Here is a 19,673-nt window from a genome sequence, read left to right on the forward strand (position 1 = left end):
CGCAAACGAAAAACGGCCCGCACTCCTCAGAGTACGGGCCGTTGTCTTTGCAGCGCTGTAAAGCCCTTGGCTGTCAGCGATTGGCCTTAAAATCCTTTTCGGCGGCCAGGAAACGCGCCTGCATGGACGCTGAAGCGCCTTTGCCGATCAAGCTGAAGAGCACGATGGCGATGCTGGCGAAGATGAAACCGGGGATGATTTCGTAAAGCCCCGAGGTGCTGAATTGCTTCCAGAGCACCACGGTAACGGCACCCACGATCACACCAGCCAGCGCGCCGTTGCGTGTCATGCCTTTCCACAACACCGAAATCAGCACTACGGGACCGAACGCAGCACCGAAGCCTGCCCACGCGTAGCTCACCAGACCCAGCACGCGGTTTCCCGGATTGGACGCCAGCAGAATGGAAATCACCGCAATCAGCAGCACCATCGCACGACCGACCCAGACCAGTTCCAGCTGCGAAGCTCCTTTGCGCAGGTAGGCCTTATAGAAGTCTTCGGTCAGCGCACTGGAGCACACCAGCAGCTGGCAGCTCAGCGTACTCATGACCGCCGCGAGAATGGCCGACAGCAGCACGCCTGCGACCCAAGGGTTGAACAGCAGTTTCGCCAGCTCGATGAACACTCGCTCAGGGTTTTCGGTCACCGGGCCTGCAACATCGGGGTTTGCAGAGAAGTAGGCGATGCCGAAGAAACCCACCGCAACCGTACCGCCCAGGCACAGGATCATCCAGGCCATCGAGATGCGACGGGCGTTGGCGATCGACTTGACCGAATCTGCCGCCATGAAACGCGCCAGGATGTGCGGCTGCCCGAAGTAGCCAAGGCCCCAGGCCAGCAGCGAGATGATGCCAATGAAGGTGGTGTTCTTGAACATGTCGAAGCTGGTCGGATCTTTCGCTTCGATGGCCAGGAATGTGGTGTCCACGCCTCCGGTGGCCAGCAGCACGATGATCGGCGTCAGGATCAGCGCGAAGATCATCAGCGTGGCCTGTACGGTATCTGTCCAGCTCACCGCGAGGAAACCGCCAACGAAGGTGTAGGCAATGGTCGCCGCTGCACCGGCCCACAACGCCGTTTCGTAGGACATGCCGAAGGTGCTTTCGAACAGACGCGCTCCGGCAACGATGCCCGATGCGCAATAGATAGTGAAGAACACCAGAATCACGATGGCCGAGATGATCCGCAGCAGACCGCTGTTGTCTTCGAAACGGCTGCTGAAGTAGTCCGGCAGGGTCAGCGCATCACCGTTGTGCTCGGTCTGGACGCGCAGGCGCCCGGCCACGAACAGCCAGTTCAGGTAGGCACCGATGATCAGGCCGATGGCGATCCAGCTCTCCGACAGCCCCGACATATAGATGGCGCCCGGCAAACCCATCAGCAGCCATCCGCTCATGTCCGAGGCACCGGCTGACAAAGCTGTCACCACACTGCCCAGACTGCGTCCGCCGAGAATGTAATCCGAAAGGTTGTTGGTCGAGCGATAGGCCATAAGTCCAATCAGGACCATTGCCGCGATGTAGATCACAAACGTGATCAAGGTAGGGTTACTGACACTCATGAGTTCTGCCTTGGCATTGTTTTTATTTGGCACCTGATGACCAAGGGGGATGACAACTGAAATCCAGCCCACCCATGCCTTTGCACCCGACACCGCGCTGACTGCCCGTTTGCATGGAAACCGACAGCCAATGACTACGGTTGCACCGTGAGAACGAATCCTATTAAACAACTTGAACAAGGTGCAACCACTTTCACCCAGCAAGTTGCACCCGTCATCAAAAACCGGTCTTTCATGCTTTGGCGCCCTATTTTGGGGCGACAAACGAGCCTGATTCAAACAAAACCGCACCCCGAGAGAGCATTAAGCGGATTTTCAGGAAAAGCCTGTCGACTCATCGTGAAATATTCTGAAAAAAGGGTTGCACCCGGTTGCACCTTATACATGAGCGAGGCTAATCTGCGTCAAAGCCGACGCCACCTGCGCAGTGGCTACAATGAGGACAACACATGGCCACCACCACTCTGGGCGTCAAGCTTGACGACCCGACCCGCGAGCGATTGAAAGCAGCCGCCCATTCCATAGACCGGACCCCACACTGGTTGATCAAACAGGCGATCTTCAATTACCTGGAAAAGCTGGAGAGTGGTGCAACCCTGCTGGAGCTCAACGGTTCGTCGAGCAAGGACAACGAAGACCGTGGCGAGCTGGCAGACGACGCCGGGCTGCAGTGTTTCCTCGATTTCGCCGAAAGCATTCAGCCACAATCGGTGCTACGCGCAGCCATCACCGCTGCTTATCGCCGCCCTGAGCCAGAAGTAGTGCCGATGCTCCTGGAGCAGGCCCGCCTGCCGGTGCCGATGGCCGAAGCCGCGAACAAACTGGCTGCGTCCATTGCTGAAAAGCTGCGTAACCAGAAGAGCGCCGGGGGCCGGGCCGGCATCGTTCAGGGTCTGCTGCAGGAGTTTTCGCTGTCGTCGCAGGAAGGCGTGGCACTGATGTGCCTGGCCGAAGCGCTGCTGCGTATCCCTGACAAAGGCACCCGCGATGCGCTGATTCGCGACAAGATCAGCAACGGTAACTGGCAGCCACATCTGGGCAACAGCCCTTCGCTGTTCGTCAACGCGGCCACCTGGGGTCTGTTGCTGACCGGCAAACTGGTCGCCACGCACAACGAAGCGGGTCTGACCTCGTCGTTGAGCCGCATCATCGGCAAAAGCGGCGAGCCGATGATCCGCAAGGGCGTGGACATGGCAATGCGTCTGATGGGCGAGCAGTTCGTCACCGGTGAAACCATCGGCGAAGCGCTGGCCAACGCCAGCCGTTTCGAGGCCAAGGGCTTCCGCTATTCCTACGACATGCTGGGTGAGGCCGCGCTGACCGAGCACGATGCGCAGAAATACCTGGCGTCTTACGAACAGGCGATCCACTCAATCGGCAAGGCATCCCACGGTCGCGGCATCTATGAAGGACCGGGCATCTCCATCAAGCTGTCGGCGCTGCACCCTCGCTACAGCCGCGCCCAGTACGAGCGCGTGATGGAAGAACTGTATCCGCGCCTGTTGTCGCTGACCCTGCTGGCCAAACAGTACGACATTGGTCTGAACATCGATGCCGAAGAAGCCGACCGACTGGAGCTGTCGCTCGACCTGCTCGAACGTCTGTGTTTCGAGCCGCAACTGACCGGCTGGAACGGCATCGGCTTTGTGATTCAGGCCTACCAGAAGCGTTGCCCGTATGTGATCGACTACGTGATCGACCTGGCCCGTCGCAGCCGTCACCGCCTGATGATCCGCCTGGTGAAAGGCGCCTACTGGGACAGCGAAATCAAGCGTGCACAAGTCGAAGGGCTGGAAGGCTATCCGGTCTATACCCGCAAGGTGTACACCGATGTTTCATACATCGCCTGCGCCCGCAAGCTGCTCGCCGCACCGGAAGTCATCTACCCGCAGTTCGCCACGCACAACGCACACACCCTGGCGGCGATCTACCAAATTGCCGGTCAGAATTATTACCCCGGCCAATACGAGTTCCAGTGCCTGCACGGCATGGGTGAGCCGCTGTACGAGCAGGTCGTAGGTAAAGTCGCCGATGGCAAGCTGAACCGTCCTTGCCGTGTGTACGCACCGGTCGGCACCCACGAAACACTGCTGGCCTATCTGGTGCGTCGTCTGCTGGAAAACGGCGCCAACACGTCATTCGTCAACCGCATCGCCGACCACACCATTTCCATTCAGGAACTGGTGGCCGATCCGGTCAACCAGATAGAGCGCATGGCCACGCAGGAAGGCGGTTTCGGCCTGCCTCATCCGCGCATCCCGCTGCCTCGCGACCTGTACGGCAGCGAACGCGCCAACTCCAGCGGCATCGACATGGCCAACGAACACCGTCTGGCGTCGCTGTCCTCTGCCTTGCTGGCCACTGCGCACAATGACTGGAAAGCCGCCCCGATGCTCGGCTGCCCGGCCAGCGACGACGTGGCGAATGCCGCGCTTAACCCTTCGGACTCGCGTGATGTGGTCGGCCATGTGCAGGAAGCTACCGAGCAGGACGTCGACAACGCCATTCAGTGCGCCCTGAGTGCAGGCCCGATCTGGCAGGCCACTCCGCCCGCCGAGCGTGCGGCCATTCTGGAGCGTGCCGCCGACCTCATGGAAGGCGAGATTCAGCCACTGATGGGCCTGCTGGTCCGCGAAGCGGGCAAGACCTTCGCCAACGCCATTGCTGAAGTGCGCGAAGCCGTAGACTTTCTGCGTTATTACGCAGTGCAGGCACGCAATAATTTCACCAACGATGCCCACCGCCCGCTGGGTCCGGTGGTCTGCATCAGTCCATGGAACTTCCCGCTGGCGATCTTCAGCGGTCAGGTAGCAGCTGCGCTGGCCGCGGGCAACCCGGTGCTGGCCAAGCCTGCCGAACAGACCCCGCTGATCGCCGCTCAGGCCGTACGCCTGCTGCTGGAGGCCGGCATCCCTGAAGGCGTTGTGCAACTGCTGCCAGGCCGTGGTGAAACCGTCGGCGCCGGGCTGGTCGGCGACGAGCGCGTCAAAGGTGTGATGTTCACCGGCTCCACCGAAGTGGCTCGCCTGCTGCAACGCAATGTGGCCGGTCGCCTGGATTCGCAAGGTCGCCCTATCCCGCTGATCGCCGAAACCGGCGGCCAGAACGCAATGATCGTCGATTCCTCGGCCCTGACCGAACAGGTGGTGATCGACGTCGTGTCCTCGGCGTTCGACAGCGCCGGTCAGCGCTGCTCGGCCCTGCGCGTACTGTGTCTGCAGGAAGACTCCGCAGACCGCGTCATCGAAATGCTCAAGGGTGCCATGGCCGAAAACCGTCTGGGCAATCCTGAGCGCCTGTCCGTGGACATCGGCCCGGTGATCGACGCCGAGGCCAAATCCGGTATCGAAAAACACATCCAGGCCATGCGCGACAAAGGCCGTACGGTGTATCAGATGGCTATCGCCGACAGTGCCGAACTCAAGCGCGGCACCTACGTAATGCCGACGCTGATCGAACTGGAAAGCTTCGACGAGCTGCAACGCGAGATTTTTGGCCCGGTGCTGCATGTGGTGCGCTACAAGCGCAAGGAACTGGACCAGTTGATCGCGCAGATCAACGCATCCGGTTATGGTCTGACGCTGGGCGTGCACACGCGCATCGACGAGACCATCGCCAAGGTCATCGACAACGTCAATGCCGGCAACGTCTACGTCAACCGCAACATTGTCGGCGCGGTGGTGGGTGTGCAACCGTTCGGCGGCGAAGGCCTGTCCGGGACAGGTCCGAAAGCCGGTGGTCCTTTGTACCTGTACCGCCTGCTGTCGACCCGTCCACAGGACGCTATCGAGAAATCGTTCGTGCGCAGTGATGCCCTCTCGACACCGGACGTTCGTCTGCGCGAAACCATGATCAAGCCGCTGCAGGCGCTCAAGGCTTGGGCGACCAGCCAGCAGAACGCTCAACTGGACGTCCTGTGCAACCAGTACGCCGAGCAGTCGCAGAGCGGCATCACCCGTCAGTTGGCAGGACCGACCGGCGAGCGCAACAGCTACGCCATCCTGCCGCGTGAACATGTGTTGTGCCTGGCTGACGATGAAACCGACCTGTTGATCCAACTGGCTGCCGTGCTGGCGGTGGGCAGCTCTGCGGTCTGGCCGGAAACGGAGATCAGCAAGCCGTTACGCGCCCGTCTGCCAAAAGAAGTCCAGGCACGCATCAGGCTGGTCCCTGACTGGAACAAGGATGAAGTCGTCATCGACGCCGTTCTGCATCATGGCGATTCGGATCAGTTGCGCGCTATCTGTCAGCAAGTGGCTCAACGCAACGGTGCCATCGTCGGTGTCAACGGGCTGTCCCACGGCGAGACCAACATCCCGCTGGAACGCCTGGTCATCGAACGTGCATTGAGCGTCAACACCGCAGCGGCCGGCGGGAATGCGAGCCTGATGACGATCGGCTGACTGAGAGCCGAATAGCGCTCCTGCGATCCGAAGCCCGTTCGGGTCGCGGGAGAGGCTATCTACAGTCGGATTGGATGGTGCCATCCGCTCCACGAGCGGGCGGTGCCAGCAGGCATCGTGACATGGGATTCAACCGCTCGATCAGCGCAAATACCCGTCGACCACCCCTGGTCATCACCCAAATCAATCTTGCTACCCCACGCCTTTTCAGCCACCTAGACTGGACTCATTTCCAGCCAAGGTGCGCCGTCATGTCCGAGTCACTGCTCAGTTCCCGCAATCTGGCTTTCGAGCTGTACGAAGTTCTGGATGCCGAAGCGCTGACCCGGCGCGAGCGCTTTGCCGAGCACACCCGCGAGACCTTCGACGCAGCGATCACCACCGCCCGTACCATCGCTGAGAAATACTTTGCGCCACACAACCGCAAGGCCGACGAAAATGAGCCGCGCTATGAAAACGGCGCGGCGGTTTTGATTCCCGAGGTCAAGCCTGCGGTCGATGCCTTTCTGGAGGCTGGTTTTCTCAACGCAGCACGCGACTTCGACGCAGGCGGCATGCAGTTACCTACCTTGCTGTCACAAGCCTGTTTCGCCCACTTTCAAGCCGCCAACGCCGGAACCACGGCCTACCCGTTTCTAACCATGGGCGCTGCGAACCTGATCGAAAGCTTCGGCAGCGACGAGCAGAAACAGCGCTTTCTGCAACCCATGATCGAGGGCCGCTTCTTCGGCACCATGGCATTGACCGAACCTCACGCGGGCTCTTCGCTTTCGGATATCAGAACCCGCGCCGAACCGGCAGCGGACGGCACCTACCTTCTGCGCGGTAACAAGATCTTCATCTCCGGTGGCGATCACCCGTTGTCGGAAAACATCGTGCACATGGTGCTGGCCAAGCTGCCAGATGCGCCCGGCGGGGTCAAAGGCATCTCCCTGTTCATCGTGCCCAAGTTTCTGGTTAACGAGGACGGCAGCCTCGGCGAACGCAACGACGTGCTGTTGGCCGGGCTGTTTCACAAGATGGGCTGGAAAGGCACGACGTCCACTGCGCTCAACTTCGGCGATAACGGCGCGTGTGTTGGCTATCTGGTCGGCAAACCGCATCATGGCCTGAGCTACATGTTTCAGATGATGAACGAGGCGCGCATCGGCGTCGGCATGGGCGCGGTCATGCTCGGCTATGCGGGTTATCTGTACTCGCTCGATTACGCCCGCGAACGCCCGCAAGGCAGGCTGCCAGACAACAAGAGCCCGGACAGTGCTCCGGTCTCGATCATTCAGCACACGGACGTGCGGCGCATGCTGCTGACTCAGAAAGCCTACGTAGAGGGCGCATTCGATCTCGGACTGTACGCCGCCCGCCTGTTCGACGACGCCCAGACAGGTGAGACTGAACAGGTACGTCTGCAGGCCCACGAGTTATTGGACCTGCTGACGCCGGTGGTCAAATCCTGGCCGTCGGAGTTCTGCCTGAAGGCCAATGAACTGGCGATCCAGATTCTCGGCGGCCACGGTTATACCCGCGAGTACCCGGTCGAGCAGCATTACCGGGATAACCGCCTCAACCCGATTCACGAAGGCACACACGGAATTCAGTCGCTGGACCTGCTGGGCCGCAAACTGACGCAGAACGGTGGTGCGGGCCTGGAACAACTGCTGCGCCTGATCAACGACACCTGCCAAAGGGCACAGGCTTTTGAAACCTTGAACCCCTTGCGCCAGCCGCTCGAGCAACTGGTCGCCAGACTGCAGGCGGTAACCCTCGGACTGCTGACTGATATGGCACAGGGCAGAATCGCCAGCAGCCTGGCCAATTCGGCGCTCTACCTGAAAGCGTTCGGTCATACGGTGGTTGGCTGGCGCTGGCTGGAGCAGGCGATACGCGCCGAGGAAGGCCTTGCGAAGGACGAGACCCCGGATACGGATTTCTACAGAGGCAAATTGCACGCCGCCCGGTATTTCCTGACCTGGGAAATACCGGGCTGCAATCACGAACTGGACCTTCTCGAAAACCGCGACGACACCTGCCTGTCGATGCAGGACGCGTGGTTCTGATTCAGTCCTCGGCGGTTCGGGATACTGACCCGCCTTTGCGTCTCGGGTTACCAGTCGTTGGAACTGCCAGGCTGGATCTTCGCCCTGCCCTTGAAGGGAAAGTAAAAGTCGACCGCGTCGTTCAGTCTGTCGATGTAGGGCACTGACAGGACCTCATCGATCGGTACATAAGAGCGATCCAGCAAGTCGAAGTAGTCAGGCCTTGTAATACGCAAGACGTCGGAAAACAGCTTGGGGCCGGTCAGTTCGGAAATGCGCGTCATGTAAGGTTTCATCCGGGCCTTCGAAGCACTCCTCAGCGCCTCGCTGGTGTTGTCGATGAAGGGCCTGCGGGCGGAAAAGAATGCCTTGTTATCGAGTTTTTCCCGGTCGAAGCGCACCTTGATCTCATCCAGCACGCGCTTGAGGACCGGATTGTCGGGGTGGCTGGCAAAGTGACTGTTGCCCGGCCCTCTGTAACTCAGGCTTTCCGAATCCAGCCGGGCGCCGAGCAGCACATCATGGGGAGCGGCTTTTAAAGGTACGTCTGCGAAAGAGCGGGCAATGGTGTCGTCGCAGTCCATGTAAATTCCGCCGTACTCATTGACCAGCCGGTAACGCAGGATGTCCGAAGCCGCCGCATAATTGCGGTTTTCCGCATGCCGGAAGTAGTTGAACGCTTCGCCATTTTCGCCGCTCAGGAAGTCTTCATAAAACGGCTCGTCCGTCAGTCGGGAGATACGCATATTCGGGTAGCCGGAGAAATGCTCCGACAATTGATCGAAGGCGCCGGGTTCGTCAATGTCGATATGAAACTCAAAGCGCAAGTCTGGACTGACCCGCATGTTGCGCTGGATATTTTCCAGCAGCCCCGCGCCGGGGGCCCGCTCGCCCATCCAGATATGGTGAATCACGCGGCTGATCGGCTGTGCATCGGTCGGCAGCCTGGGCAGGCGCGGGAAATGGTAGATCTCGAAACGCCTGCTCTGTGGCAACTTCGCCTCGACTTTGCGGAAGTCACTCATCTGACCGGTTTTCCATTCGCCGCTCTTGTCGAGCCACACGGGATCCGGCGTTGCTGAGTCCACCTGCCAGCAGAAGTTATCCGCGTCGTAATACACACCGGTTTTCCTGCCGTTCAGGACGATAAAATACTTCTCCTTGATGACCCCGGTTTCACGGCTCGCAACCTGTTCAATGGAGATGCCGTCCAGCGGCAGTTCGACCTGAATCTTGAGGTCTCTGGGTTGCAGCTGGATCATCGGTTCGACTGCGGGTTCGGGCACTGACGGACCCGCATCGACGCCCGGCAGGCGAGACCCATCGAAACTTTCACCGCCGCGCAGGCCGAGGCGAAGGTCCAGATCCCAATACTGTTGATCGCCAATCCTGACGAATGGCCCCCAGGTGCGAGGATCTTCGGCAGAGCGGATGCGGTACTGCCTTTCCTGCGGCACCCACTCCACTCGATAGGCCTGGTCATGCAACTCAATGAAGTTCTTGCCGTCGACCCGGTGAATACCTGAGGGCTCGCCTGCCATTAGTCCCGGTATTTCCTGAGGTGCTTCCAGGTTGCGCAGCAGACGGCGCATTTTGGCATCCAGCGAGCGTAAGCCAGGCGGCTCTGGCCGGAAAACCGGAACCGGCTGCGGCTTGACGACATCGGTCGCGCCCGGCACCTCGTAATCCCCGGGCAGAGTCTCGACCTCGACGAGCCCCGTTTCAACTCCGGTCTCGACCGCCCTGGCACCTTTGCCGAGAAGCGGCAGCGCATTCAGTACCCCGAATACGGCATGCCCCACTCCTTGCTGACGCTCTTTCAGCGTATGGCCGGTGATCGCTTCATAGCTACCGAGCCCGATCAGAGCAAGCGATAGGCCTATCACAACGGGCAGTGCCTCAGGAAACACGATCGCGAGTGGTCCCACGACAGTCAGACATCCGACCAAACCGACGGCAGCCTCATGGGTCCAGTACTCCGCGTGGGTTGAAATCTGTATTGCATCTTCTTGCGACTTTGCCTTGATGCGGTCCTTGAAGTGCTGGAAGGGCGATGCCTGCAGTGGCTCACTGAACTGCACAATCTTGCGAGGATTCCAGGCACCTGTCGATGAATTAAGCAGTTTCGGCCACACGGCAATCCCTTCAAGGGCCGTATGCAAGCCGCTGTAGAAAAAACCGTCAGCGTCGTCTGCAGCGCTGAAATGGGCTTCGAACGCCCGGCGCTTGCCAGGGTGACGGCACAGCGCGGCAACCCAATCCTTGAGCTCGTTTTCATTTTTGAAGCCATGAATGGGTGAGGAATTGCCAGGGATGTAGAGCAATACCTGAGGCGAATCCACACTGCGAATGACCATGATGTCGGCGGCACGGTAACCATGGATAAGCAGCTCGGAGAGGGTTACTCGACCGTTGCCGGAGGCGAGTTCAAGCGTATCGAAGCTCAAACTGCCCCAGTCTTGGTCCCTTGCGATACCGATGGCATCAAGGACCATGTTTTTATGCTCTACGGTCAGCGTGTTCTGTTCGGCCTGAATGTAGGCTGCCTTCAGCAACGCAGCTTTGAGCATGTCTCGATAGTCATCGGAGTAGGCTTCCCAGAACCGTTGTAGATAGGTGAGATAAACGGACTGCTGGCTCTGATTCCAGATGAACTGCTTGAATCGATCAGCCCTGATGGGCAGTTGGGTCGTTGCGTCATAACGCTGTGGGCTGGAAACACGATAAATCGCCTCATAAGCGACGCATTCGTGCGCTGGCAATTTTTCAGCAACGATGTGCGTGTCGAAGCCCTGTTCGTGATGCCCCTGCAAATGCCCGAGATGATCGAACCAGTCGCCGCTGCCGTTCTGTTGCCAGTTGGTCAGCAACGCCTGGGTCAGGCTCATGGAATGTGCGACGTTGGCGCGATAGGGCACCTGGTGATAGCGAGGATCTTCCATGAAGGTGGTCGCGATAATGGTGGTGTCGGGGTCAATGTCGAGTCCCCATTCACTCTGACAGTGGCTGGCCACCACAGCAGCCGCCATCGCTGAGGGCGACTGCAGGTTGATCGGCGTGAGCCTGAGAAAATCATTGACCTTGAAGCTCGCGCGGGCATAACTCCAGAACTCTTCGTCATCATCGGTCGGCTGCTCAACGCCTTTGTAACCCTGCATCACTGTGTTCAGTTCATCGTCCATGATGAATACTCTCCGCTGTGTTGAACCCCGATACTGATACAACGACTGACAGATGGTGCGATAACTATTTACCGCACGCGCAACGTGATACAGCTGGCGAGCCTGCTCAGAGTCGGCGTCCGTTGAATGGCTCGGGCATCATCCCGCGTGGTTCAACCTGAACACGCAAAAATTCCACTTTGACAGCCAGCCAATTCAACAGGTTAAATCCCTTGGCACGCGGACTGCATGGTCAGTTTTCGCCCTTTCTGTTTCTAATTCGTTTTTTATGGAGTACCGCCCTTGGATGCCACGACCATCAACAGCCTGTTCCTGATCGGCGCGTTGCTGGTAACGGCGAGCATTCTGGTCAGCTCCCTGTCCTCACGCCTCGGCATCCCGATTCTGGTCATCATCCTCGCCGTGGGCATGGTCGCGGGTGTGGATGGCGGCGGCATCATTTTCGACAACTACGCAACAGCGTATCTGGTCGGCAACCTCGCCCTGGCGGTGATCCTGCTCGACGGCGGCCTGCGCACGCGGGTCGCAAGTTTCCGGGTGGCGCTCTGGCCCGCCCTGTCACTGGCCACGGTCGGGGTATTGATCACTACGGTGCTAACCGGCATGGTCGCGGCCTGGCTGTTCAACCTGAACATGATTCAGGGCCTGCTCATCGGAGCGATCGTTGGCTCGACCGACGCGGCCGCCGTGTTCTCGCTGTTGGGCGGCAAGGGCCTCAACGAGCGGGTCACGGCCACGCTGGAAATCGAGTCAGGCAGCAACGATCCGATGGCGGTGTTTCTGACCGTCACCCTGATCGGCATGCTGGCCAGCGGTCAGACCGGTCTGCACTGGGGCCTGTTCGGCCATTTGCTTCAGGAGTTCGGCATCGGCGCGTTCATCGGCCTCGGCGGCGGCTGGATCATGCTGCAACTGGTCAACCGCATCAATCTGGCCGCCGGTCTGTACCCGATTCTGGTGATTGCCGGTGGCCTGGCGCTCTTTGCCCTGACCAACGCCATCCACGGCAGCGGCTTCCTGGCGGTGTACCTGTGCGGTCTGGTGCTGGGCAACCGGCCGATCCGCAGCCGTCATGGCATCCTGCACATGCTCGACGGCATGGCCTGGCTGGCGCAGATCGGCATGTTCCTGGTTCTGGGCCTGCTGGTCACGCCGCACGATCTGTTGCCGATCGCCATTCCGGCGCTCGGCCTGGCGCTATGGATGATCTTCGTGGCTCGACCGTTGTCGGTCATGGTCGGTCTACTGCCTTTCAAAGCGTTCCATGGTCGGGAAAAAGCATTCATCGCCTGGGTCGGTCTGCGTGGCGCGGTGCCGATCATTCTGGCGGTGTTCCCGCTGATGGCGGGGCTGCCCAATGCGCAACTGTATTTCAACCTTGCGTTCTTCATCGTGCTGGTCTCGCTGCTGCTGCAAGGCACCAGCCTGCCGTGGATGGCCAAGCTGTTGAAAGTCACGGTTCCGCCGGATCCGGCGCCGATCTCGCGTTCCGCCCTCGAAGTGCACGTCACCAGTGAATGGGAGCTGTTCGTCTATCGTCTGGGCGCGGAAAAGTGGTGCATCGGCGCCGCGCTGCGCGAGCTGAAAATGCCTGAAGGCACGCGTATCGCGGCACTGTTTCGCGGCCAGCAGTTGCTTCATCCGTCCGGCAGTACGACGCTGGAAGTCGGCGACCTGCTGTGCGTGATCGGTCACGAACATGACCTGCCGGCACTCGGCAAGCTATTCAGCCAGGCCCCGCAACGCGGTCTGGATCTGCGCTTCTTCGGTGATTTCGTGCTCGAAGGCGACGCACATCTGGGCGATGTAGCGGCGCTTTACGGCCTGCAGCTCAATGGCGTGGACCCCGGCATGCCGCTGAGCCAGTTCATCGTTCAGAAAAATCGCGGCGAGCCGGTGGTGGGTGACCAGATCGAATGGAACGGAACTATTTGGACAGTTGCCGTCATGGACGGGAACAAGATCCAGAAAGTGGGCGTCAAATTCCCCGAAGGAAGCCGCCCGGGTCCCGGATTGTTCCTTTAAACTGCCAATTCACTCGTACCATCACGCGACCGGTGTCTATGTTTTCCCTGCGCTCCCTTTGTGCTGCCACACTGTTTACGCTATGCCTTTCCACCTTTCCAGCACTGGCTGCCGACCCGCCCACCAGCGAAGCGGTGCAGCAGAGTCTGGACAAGATCGCCGACCGCAAACTGCCAGACGCCGACCAGAAAGCCTTGCAGCAAGTCCTCGAACAGACCCTCGGGTTTCTGGCCAGCAAGCAGGACAGCGAGCAGAAACTGAGCGCGCTCAAGCAGCAGCTCAATCAGGCACCCAGGCAGACGGTCGAGAATCAGCGTGAGTTGAGCCGCCTGAAGGAAAGCAAAGTCGTTCCGGTGGCACAGCGCTATGGCGGTCTTGATGTGCCGCAGCTCGAACAGATGCTCAGTCAGCGCAGCACCCAGCAGAGCGATCTGCAGAAAGAACTGAACGACGCCAACAGCCTGAGCATCACCGCCCAGACTCGTCCAGAGCGGGCGCAGGCGGAAATCAGCGCCAACCAGACCCGTATTCAGCAGATCAATGCCACCCTCAAGCTGGGCAAGGACAACGGCAAGACCCTAAACGCCGATCAGCGCAACCTGCTCAATGCAGAACTGGCATCGATCAACGCCCTGAACCTGCTACGCCGTCAGGAACTGGCCGGTAACAGCCAGCTTCAGGACCTGGGCAACAGCCAGCATGACCTGTTGACCGAAAAAGTCGCGCGTCAGGAGCAGGAAATTCAGGACCTGCAAACCCTGATCAACGACAAGCGCCGTGCCCAGTCGCAGAAAACCGTCGCCGAACTGTCCCTTGAAGCACAAAAGTCCGGGGGCAGCAGCCTGCTGGCGACCGAAAGTGCCGCCAACCTCAAACTGTCCGACTATCTGCTGCGCGGCACCGACCGCCTTAACGAGCTGACCCAGCAAAACCTCAAGACCAAGCAGCAACTGGACAACCTGACCCAGACCGATCAGGCGCTGAGCGAGCAGATCAACGTCTTGAGTGGCAGCCTGCTGCTGTCCAAGATCCTCTACAAACAGAAGCAGTCGCTGCCGCATCTGGAACTGGACAAAGGACTGGCGGACGAAATCGCCAACATCCGCCTGTATCAGTTCGAGATCAATCAGCAGCGCGAGCAGATGAGCACGCCGACCGCTTACGTCGAAAAACTGCTCGCCACTCAGCCTCCGGAAAACGTCACCCCGCAACTGCGCAAGACCCTGCTGGACCTGGCGATTACCCGCAGCGACCTGCTGGAACGTCTGAACCGTGAACTCAGCGCGCTGCTCAACGAATCCATCACCCTGCAACTGAACCAGAAACAGCTGACCAGCACGGCAATCGGCCTGCGTTCCACGCTGGACGAGCAGATGTTCTGGATTCCCAGCAACAAGCCGCTTGATGTCGAGTGGTTCCAGAACATCTGGCCGCGCCTGGAAAAACAGATTGCGACCCTGCCCTGGACGTCCAGCCTCAGCGAGCTGTCAGACGGCCTGACCCAGCAGCCGTTGCTGTTTCTGCCCTTGCTGCTGCTGATCGGTGTCCTGACCTGGCGGCGCAAGGCGCTGTACCAGCGACTCAACCGCCTGCATGCCGACATCGGACACTTCAAGCGCGACAGCCAGTGGAAGACTCCGCAGGCGTTGCTGATCAACGTGCTGCTGGCGATGCCGGTAGCACTGGGCCTGGCGCTGTGCGGCTATGCACTGCAAATCGATGCCCGCGGGCAGAACGCGAATCTGGGCGAGGCACTGTTGCAGATCGCCCTGGCCTGGCTGGTCTTTTACACCGCCTACCGCGTCCTGGCCCCGTCGGGCGTTGCGCAGTTGCACTTCCGCTGGGAAACGGCACAGGTCGAATTCCTGCGCGGCTGGGTACGCCGGCTCGGTCTGGTGGTGCTGGCGTTAGTCGCCGTGGTCGCGGTCGCCGAACACCAGCCTGCCGCACTGGCCGACGATGTATTGGGCATCGGCGTAGTACTGGCCTGTTACGCATTGATGGCCTGGCTGCTGGGTCGCCTGCTGGTCTCAAGCCCTACTCACCACAACGCTTCGCTGTTCCGCAAGGCCGTGGGCGTGGCCTTTACCGCGCTGCCCATCGCACTGTTCGTGGCGGTTTGCTTCGGCTATTACTACACCGCGCTCAAGCTCAGTGACCGGCTGATCGACACCCTTTACCTGCTGATGCTCTGGCTGGTGGTCGAAGCGACGTTCGTGCGCGGCCTTGGCGTTGCGGCACGTCGCCTGGCCTACCAACGCGCCCTGGCCAAACGCCAGGCCGCACGCGATAGCGGCGACAGTGATGCGCCGATCGAGGAGCCAAAGCTGGACATCGAGCAGGTCAACCAACAGTCGTTGCGTCTGATCCGTCTGGCTCTGCTGGGCGGTTTCATCGGCGCGCTGTATCTGGTCTGGGCCGACCTGATCACTGTATTCGCGTACCTGGACAACATTACGCTGTACGAATACACCAGCGGCACCGGCGCCAACATGAGCATGGTACCGATCAGCCTTGGCGACTTCATTGGCGCCGTGGTGATCATTGCCATCACCTTCGTCCTGGCCGGCAACCTGCCCGGTTTGCTGGAAGTTCTGGTGCTGTCACGCCTGAACCTGGCGCAAGGCAGCGCCTATGCGACCACGACGCTGCTGTCCTACGCCATCGCCGGGATCGGCTTCGTCACCACGCTATCGACCCTGGGCGTGAGCTGGGACAAGCTGCAATGGCTAGTGGCCGCGCTGTCACTGGGTATCGGATTCGGTATGCAGGAGATTTTCGCCAACTTCATCTCCGGCATCATGATTCTGTTCGAGCGTCCGGTGCGGATCGGCGACACCATCACCATCGGCAACCTGTCGGGCACGGTCAGCAAGATCCGCATTCGCGCGACTACGATCACCGACTTCGACCGCAAGGACATCATCGTCCCGAACAAGACGTTCATTACCGGCCAACTCATCAACTGGTCGCTGACCGACACCATTACCCGCGTGACCCTGAAACTGGGCGTGGATTACGGTTCGGATCTGGATCTGGTGCGCGAGCTGCTGCTGCAGGCGGCTCGTGAAAACCCACGCGTACTGAAGGAGCCTGAACCCATCGTTTACTTCCTGAACTTCGGTGAAAGCACACTGGACCACGAACTGCGCATGCACGTACGCGATCTGGGTGACCGCAACCCGGTTCTCGACGAAATCAACCGGTTCATCAACCGCGAGTTCAAGAAGCAGAAGATCAACATCTCGTTCCGCCAGATGGAGATCTACCTCAAGAATACTCAGGGCAAGGAATACAAGATGGTGCCCGTGGAGCCGGAGGAAAAAACCGTGCTGCCGACCGAGAAAACCACGCCGCCGGTCAACACCAAAGTGACCCCGGCCACGAAGGATGCGCCCGAGCCGCCTGAACTCAGGCTCGACTGATCAGGTCAACCCCAGCAGAATGCCCTCACACTCTGCTGGAGATGGCCTGTGAAAGCCCTCGACGAACTCGTCTTCGACAACCGCTTCGCCCGTCTGGGCGACGCGTTCTCCACTGCGGTCCTGCCCGAACCCATCGCCGAGCCGCGCCTGGTGATTGCCAGCAAGGCCGCACTGGCCTTGCTGGACCTCGATCCGGGACAGGCAGAACCCCCCTTGTTCGCGGAAATCTTTGGCGGCCACAAGCTGTGGTCGGAAGCCGAGCCACGCGCCATGGTCTATTCCGGCCATCAATTCGGTTCCTACAATCCGCGCCTAGGCGATGGCCGCGGCCTGTTGCTGGGCGAGGTCTATAACGACGCGGGTGAACATTGGGACCTGCACCTCAAAGGCGCGGGGCAGACGCCCTATTCCCGTATGGGTGACGGCCGCGCCGTACTGCGCTCCTCGATCCGCGAGTTTCTGGCCTCCGAAGCGTTGCATGCACTGGGCATCCCGAGCAGCCGGGCCGCCTGCGTGATCGGGTCCAGTACGCCGGTATGGCGGGAAACCGAGGAGCGCGCCGCGACGGTGCTGCGCCTGGCACCGAGCCATGTGCGCTTCGGCAGCCTCGAATATTTCTATTACACCAAGCAGCCCGAACAGTTGAAGCAACTGGCCGAGCATGTGTTGGCGATGCACTACCCGCAGTGCCAGGAACAGCCCGAACCGTACCTGGCGATGTTCCGCGAGATCGTCGAGCGCAACGCCGAACTGATTGCCAAGTGGCAGGCCTACGGTTTCTGTCATGGGGTGATGAACACCGACAACATGTCGATTCTGGGCATCACCTTTGACTTCGGGCCGTTCGCCTTCCTCGATGATTTCGACCAGCACTTCATCTGCAACCATTCCGATCACGAAGGCCGCTATTCCTTCAGCAATCAGGTGCCGATCGCACAGTGGAACCTCAGCGCGCTGGCGCAGGCCCTGACGCCGTTCATCAGGGTCGACGCACTGCGCGAGACCATCGGCCTGTTCCTGCCGCTGTATCAGGCTCACTACCTGGATCTGATGCGCCGCCGCCTGGGCCTGACCCAGGCCAATGATCAGGACGACACCCTGATAGCTCGTCTGCTGAAATTGATGCAGAACAGCGCCGTCGATTACACACTGTTCTTCCGTCGCCTGGGGGATCAACCTGCGGCCGATGCGCTGCGCGTTCTGCGTGACGACTTCGTCGACATCAAGGGTTTCGACAGCTGGGGCGAGGCCTATCTGGCGCGCGTCGCACAAGAGAACAACCATTCGCAAGACGAACGCAAAGCCCGCATGCACGACGTCAACCCGCTTTACATCCTGCGCAACTACCTGGCGCAAAACGCGATAAAGGCCGCCGAGCAAGGCGACTACGAAGAAGTCCGCCGCTTGCATGACGTCCTGTGCAACCCCTTCGCCGAACAACCCGACATGGACCGCTACGCCCAGCGCCCACCGGACTGGGGCAAGCACCTGGAGATCAGTTGTTCGTCGTGAACCGTAACGCTGATTGAAGTCGAGAAGTGCCGGACGCAACAGGTTCAGGGGATGTGCAGCCCCCTTTCGCGGACAAGTCCGCTCCTACAAAAGCGGAATCACCGTGGGAGTGGAATTGTCCACGAAACGGCTTTTCAGGCGCCACCACTCGATCTGGATGGGCCCTGGCCTTCGCGGACAAGTCCGCCCCCACAGAAGCGGGATCACCGTGGGAGTGGACTTGTCCACGAAACGGTTTTTTCAGACGCTACCACTCGATCTGGATAGGCCCCGGCCGCGGACAAGTCCGCCCCCACAGAAGCGGGATCGCACCGTGGGAGTGGACTTGTCCACGAAGGGGGTCATCAACCACGACAGGTCCACAAACGCGCAGGTGACGTTCAACGGCGCATGGGGTGGGCCAATCCTGCGTCCACCAGCCATTTTTCCAGACCTTCGAGATCAGGAATGCGGGCCACGGTGTCGCCAATCTGCACGGCGGCCAGTTCCAGTTCGGTCAGCGGCACGTCGACGTAGCTCAGCTGGCTGTCGACCTTGCAGGAGCGCGGGATGCCTTGGGTCAGCAGGGCGATGAACCGCACGTCGTTTCGCCCACCAAGGGCATTGAGGACCACGATTCGCGCGCGACCACCGACGCGGGTGCGACCGCCGCACGCGGCTTCGAAGCTCAGTAGCGGCAAGCTGAGTTCGCGCCAGCTGATCGGCCCCAAGTACCACTCGGGCGCGCCCGGTTCGGCGCTGCAATCCTGATAATCGATCAATTCGGCCACCGCCACGTTGGGCAACAGCAAATGGCGATCGCTCAGCGGCAGCAGCAGGCCGGTCAGGCTGGTCAGACGGCTGGTCTGGAAGGCGCTTTCAGACATTGACCTGGCTCCAGTGGGCGATGCTGTCGAGCAGGACGCTCTCCTGATACGGCTTGCTCAGGTACTCATTGACGCCGATGGCCATCGCCCGGTCGCGGTGTTTCTTGCCGGAGCGGGAAGTGATCATGATGATCGGCAGGTCCTTGAGCTGTTCGTCATGGCGAATCTGACTGGCGACTTCAAAGCCATCCATGCGCGGCATTTCGATATCCAGCAGCATGATGTCCGGAGTGTGCTCCTGCAGCAGGCTCATGGCATCGACCCCGTCCTTGGCGGTTAGCACGTGCATGCCGTGACGCTCCAGCAAACGGCCGGTGACTTTGCGCACGGTGACCGAGTCATCGACCACCATGACCAGCAGCGGCCTGCCCTGTTCGGCTTCATTGAATGTCGGTGCGGGCCCGTCTATGGCAGGCCTGTGCAGACGTCCCTGCAATGTACGGATTTGCGCCATCAGGTCGAGAATCAACACCACGCGCCCGTCGCCCAGAATGGTCGCGCCGGAAATACCCTGAACCCTGGCGAACTGGGCGCCGAGGTTCTTGACCACGATTTCCCGTGAACCGGCCAACGCATCGACCTGCACGGCCACCCACTGATCCTGCAAATGCACCAGCAGCACCGGCAGCGGTTCCAGTTGACCGATCAGCCGCGGCGGGCTGCTAT

The 19,673-nt window shown here is 60.2% G+C and carries 9 protein-coding genes; 5 read left to right on the forward strand and 4 right to left on the reverse strand.

The genetic code is table 11. From position 1 onward, the window contains the following. Positions 1 to 73: 73 nt before the first annotated feature. Positions 74 to 1,561 (reverse strand): sodium/proline symporter PutP, encoded by a 1,488-nt coding sequence (gene putP / locus BZK31_RS22970; RefSeq protein WP_083185593.1) that lies wholly within the window; start codon positions 1,559 to 1,561, stop codon positions 74 to 76. Positions 1,562 to 2,010: 449 nt separating this feature from the next. Between putP and putA the strand changes: the two genes are divergently transcribed. Together putA and BZK31_RS22980 are read left to right on the forward strand one after the other, a co-directional pair. Next, the gene (putA, locus tag BZK31_RS22975; protein ID WP_083185594.1) at positions 2,011 to 5,964 is read left to right on the forward strand and encodes a trifunctional transcriptional regulator/proline dehydrogenase/L-glutamate gamma-semialdehyde dehydrogenase; all 3,954 of its coding nucleotides are present in this window, start codon (positions 2,011 to 2,013) and stop codon (positions 5,962 to 5,964) included. Positions 5,965 to 6,215: 251 nt separating this feature from the next. Continuing rightward, positions 6,216 to 8,018: an acyl-CoA dehydrogenase gene (locus tag BZK31_RS22980; RefSeq protein ID WP_083185595.1), complete on the forward strand. Its 1,803-nt coding sequence runs from the start codon at positions 6,216 to 6,218 to the stop codon at positions 8,016 to 8,018. Positions 8,019 to 8,065: 47 nt separating this feature from the next. Here BZK31_RS22980 and BZK31_RS22985 read toward each other — a convergent pair whose 3' ends face one another. After that, positions 8,066 to 11,155 carry a dermonecrotic toxin domain-containing protein gene (locus BZK31_RS22985; RefSeq protein WP_167378088.1) on the reverse strand — a complete coding sequence of 1,030 codons (3,090 nt, stop codon included), beginning with the start codon at positions 11,153 to 11,155 and terminating at the stop codon, positions 8,066 to 8,068. Positions 11,156 to 11,461: 306 nt separating this feature from the next. Here BZK31_RS22985 and BZK31_RS22990 point away from each other — a divergent pair, with 306 nt between their 5' ends. From BZK31_RS22990 to selO, 3 genes are read left to right on the forward strand one after another with little or no spacing between them, the layout of a single operon-like run. After that, positions 11,462 to 13,204: a potassium/proton antiporter gene (locus tag BZK31_RS22990; protein ID WP_083185597.1), complete on the forward strand. Its 1,743-nt coding sequence runs from the start codon at positions 11,462 to 11,464 to the stop codon at positions 13,202 to 13,204. Positions 13,205 to 13,242: 38 nt separating this feature from the next. Beyond that, positions 13,243 to 16,629: a mechanosensitive channel MscK gene (mscK, locus tag BZK31_RS22995; RefSeq protein WP_083185598.1), complete on the forward strand. Its 3,387-nt coding sequence runs from the start codon at positions 13,243 to 13,245 to the stop codon at positions 16,627 to 16,629. Between the two features lie 48 nt (positions 16,630 to 16,677). Beyond that, the gene (gene selO / locus BZK31_RS23000; RefSeq protein ID WP_083185599.1) at positions 16,678 to 18,141 is read left to right on the forward strand and encodes a protein adenylyltransferase SelO; all 1,464 of its coding nucleotides are present in this window, start codon (positions 16,678 to 16,680) and stop codon (positions 18,139 to 18,141) included. 380 nt (positions 18,142 to 18,521) lie between these two features. Here selO and BZK31_RS23005 read toward each other — a convergent pair whose 3' ends face one another. Both BZK31_RS23005 and BZK31_RS23010 read right to left on the reverse strand, forming a co-directional pair. After that, complete coding sequence (locus BZK31_RS23005) at positions 18,522 to 19,007, reverse strand: chemotaxis protein CheW (RefSeq protein WP_083185600.1); 486 nt, start codon at positions 19,005 to 19,007, stop codon at positions 18,522 to 18,524. Beyond that, the coding region (locus BZK31_RS23010) for a response regulator (protein ID WP_157900779.1) at positions 19,000 to 19,673 on the reverse strand (674 nt) is incomplete at its 5' end. The genes BZK31_RS23005 and BZK31_RS23010, both read right to left, overlap by 8 nt.

This window comes from Pseudomonas floridensis (assembly GCF_002087235.1).
Taxonomy (GTDB): Bacteria; Pseudomonadota; Gammaproteobacteria; order Pseudomonadales; family Pseudomonadaceae; genus Aquipseudomonas; species Aquipseudomonas floridensis.

Excerpts from the sequence above, each read along its gene's own strand:
- putA (WP_083185594.1), top strand. The coding sequence starts at position 2,011 with ATGGCCACCACCACTCTGGGCGTCAAGCTTGACGACCCGACCCGCGAG.
- BZK31_RS22980 (WP_083185595.1), top strand. The coding sequence starts at position 6,216 with ATGTCCGAGTCACTGCTCAGTTCCCGCAATCTGGCTTTCGAGCTGTAC.
- mscK (WP_083185598.1), top strand. The coding sequence starts at position 13,243 with ATGTTTTCCCTGCGCTCCCTTTGTGCTGCCACACTGTTTACGCTATGC.
- putP (WP_083185593.1), bottom strand. The coding sequence starts at position 1,561 with ATGAGTGTCAGTAACCCTACCTTGATCACGTTTGTGATCTACATCGCG.
- BZK31_RS23005 (WP_083185600.1), bottom strand. The coding sequence starts at position 19,007 with ATGTCTGAAAGCGCCTTCCAGACCAGCCGTCTGACCAGCCTGACCGGC.
- BZK31_RS22985 (WP_167378088.1), bottom strand. The coding sequence starts at position 11,155 with ATGCAGGGTTACAAAGGCGTTGAGCAGCCGACCGATGATGACGAAGAG.